At 64.0% G+C, this 2,906-nt stretch carries 1 protein-coding gene; it reads left to right on the top strand.

The window, feature by feature from the left end:
* Nucleotides 1-2,906, top strand: a 2,906-nt coding sequence (locus tag ACFWBU_RS21185) for an amino acid adenylation domain-containing protein (protein ID WP_378529146.1), incomplete at both ends; no start/stop codon positions are given.

The following is a 2,906-nucleotide window of genomic DNA, read 5'->3' as shown; positions in this document are numbered from 1 at the left end:
GATGCGCGGGTCAATCGGCTTGCGCGGTATCTGATCTCGCGGGGTGTGGGTCCGGAGACGACGGTGGGGCTGGCGGTGCGCCGGTCGTTGGATCTTCTTGTGGGGATGTATGCGATCGTGCGGGCGGGTGGCGCCTATGTGCCGATCGATCCGGATCATCCGGCCGATCGGATTCGGCATGTGCTCGATATTGCTGATCCGGTGTGTCTGGTGACGACGGCCCGTGATGGGTTCGAGGTGCCGTCCGGGGTGGATGTCGAGGCGATAGAGATCGATCGGCTGGATCTGGAAGGGTTCTCTGCCGAGCGGATCGGTGACGACGAGCGGCGCAGTGTCCTGCGCCCGGACAACACGGCGTATGTGATTTTCACGTCGGGTTCGACGGGGCGGCCGAAGGGTGTGGCGGTTTCGCATGGGGCGATCGTCAATCGTCTCGAGTGGATGCAGCACGAATACTCGCTCACCCGAGATGATGTGGTGTTGCAGAAGACGCCGTTTACGTTCGATGTGTCGGTGTGGGAGTTTTTCTGGCCGTTGGGTGTGGGTGCGCGGTTGGTGGTTGCTGCTCCGGACGGTCATCGGGATCCGGTGTATCTGGCGACGGTGATGGCGGAGCGCAGTGTGTCGGTGGCGCATTTTGTGCCGTCGATGTTGGCGGTGTTCGTGGCGGAGGCGTCGGTGGGGGCGGCGTCGTCGTTGCGGTTGGTGTTCGCTTCGGGTGAGGCGTTGCCCGCGTCGGTGGCGGGCCGGTTGATGTCGGTGCTGCCGGGGGTGCGGTTGCACAATTTGTATGGTCCGACCGAGGCCGCGGTGGACGTGACGTTCCACGAGGTGATCGATGCTGACGTGGTGTCGGTGCCGATCGGTGCGCCGGTGTGGAATACGCAGGTGTTTGTGCTCGACAGCCGACTCGCGCCGGTGCCGGTGGGTGTGGCGGGTGAGTTGTATCTGTCGGGTGTGCAGTTGGCTCGTGGGTATGTGGGTCGGCCGGATTTGTCGGCGGAGCGGTTTGTGGCGTCGCCGTTCGGTGTGGGTGAGCGTCTTTATCGCACGGGTGATGTGGTGCGGTGGAATGCCGATGGGGAACTGGAGTACATCGGTCGTTCCGATTTTCAGGTGAAGTTGCGGGGGTTGCGGATCGAGCTCGGTGAGATCGAGGCGGCGTTGGTGTCGCACGATTCGGTCGCTCAGGCTGCGGTGGTGGTGTCGGCCTCGGATCTCGGGGATCAGCTCGTGGGGTATGTGGTGCCTGTTGTGGGGGCCACGGTGGATCGCGGCGAGTTGGCGGGGTTTGTTTCGGGGTTGTTGCCGGGGTATATGGTGCCGTCGGTCTTGATGGTGCTCGATGAGTTGCCGGTGGGTTCGTCGGGCAAGCTGGACCGCAAGGCGTTGCCCGCTCCGGTGGTGGAGGTTCGTGAGTTCCGGGCGCCGCAGACTGCTGTCGAGCAGAGTGTGGCGTCGGTGTTCGCCGAGGTGCTCGGTGTCGAGCGTGTCGGTGCGGACGATGATTTCTTTGCGCTGGGTGGTAACTCGTTGATCGCGATGCAGGCGGTCGCGCGCCTGAGTGCCGCACTCGATACGCAGGTGCCGGTGCGGGTGTTGTTCGAAGCCTCGACCGTCGAAGCGCTTGCGGGTCTACTCGAGTCGTCGTCGTTTGCGGGTCGCGTGCCTCTTGTGGCCGGCTCTCGTCCGGCGCAGATTCCGTTGTCGTTGGCGCAGCAGCGGATGTGGTTCCTCAACCGGCTGGATCCAGAATCTGCGGTGAACAACATTCCGGTGGCGATCAGGTTGTCGGGATCGTTGGATGTCGACGCGTTGCAGGGCGCGGTGTCGGATGTGGTGGCACGGCACGAGTCGTTGCGGACGGTGTATCCGGAGGTCGACGGGGACGGTTTCCAGAAGGTGCTCGGTGCCGGCGACGCGGTCGTGGAGGTGGGTGTCGAAGACGTCGCTGCCGAGGATGTGGCGGTGCGGGTCGCCGAGATTGCGGGCGCCGGTTTCGATGTGACGCAGCAGGTTCCGATCCGGGTGCGGTTGCTGCGGGTCGCGCCGGACGAGCACATTCTGGTTGTGGTGGTTCATCACATTTCCGGTGACGGGTTCTCGATGGGACCGTTGACTCGTGATGTGGTGACGGCGTATGCGGCGCGGGCTGCAGGCGTGGACCCGGGGTGGTCGGCGCTCGAGGTGCAGTACGCGGATTACACACTGTGGCAGCGTGAGGTCCTCGGCGACGAGTCGGATCCGGAGTCGCTGCTTGCGCGGCAAACCGAGTTCTGGCGTACTGCTTTGGCGGATCTGCCGGAGGAGTCGACGTTGCCGGCGGATCGGCCTCGCCCGCTGGTGTCGAGTTACCTGGGCGCCTCGCACGGTGTCACGATCGACGGACGTATCCGTTCGGGTGTAGCCGATCTCGCACGACGCAGTGGCGCAACCGAATTCATGGTGGTGCATGCTGCTCTGGCGGTGTTGCTGTCGCGGTTGGGTGCGAGTTCCGATGTTGCGATCGGCACGCCGATCGCGGGGCGTGGTGAGGCTGCGCTCGACGATCTGGTAGGCATGTTCGTCAACACCCTCGTATTGCGCACTTCCCTCGACGGTGCGGTCCCGTTCGGGGAGTTCCTCGATACCGTTCGGGGGACAGATCTCGATGCGTTCGCGCATGCGGATGTGCCGTTCGAGCGGTTGGTGGAGGTGCTCGATCCTGCGCGTTCGCAGGCGCGTCATCCGTTGTTCCAAGTGATGCTGACTTTCCAGAATTTGGCGGACGCGCATCTCGAACTGCCGGGCCTGAGTGTCTCGGGTGTCGACTTCGACACGGCGATCGCGAAGTTCGATCTGCAGGTGACCGTCACCGATCTGGCCGGGTCGGGTGAGCAGGGTTTCGGTATCGAGTTCACGTATGC

This window comes from Rhodococcus sp. NPDC060084, assembly GCF_042730335.1.
GTDB lineage: Bacteria > Actinomycetota > Actinomycetes > Mycobacteriales > Mycobacteriaceae > Rhodococcus.
Note: the sequence above shows the minus strand (reverse complement) of the source record. Positions and strands in the feature narration are given on the sequence as shown.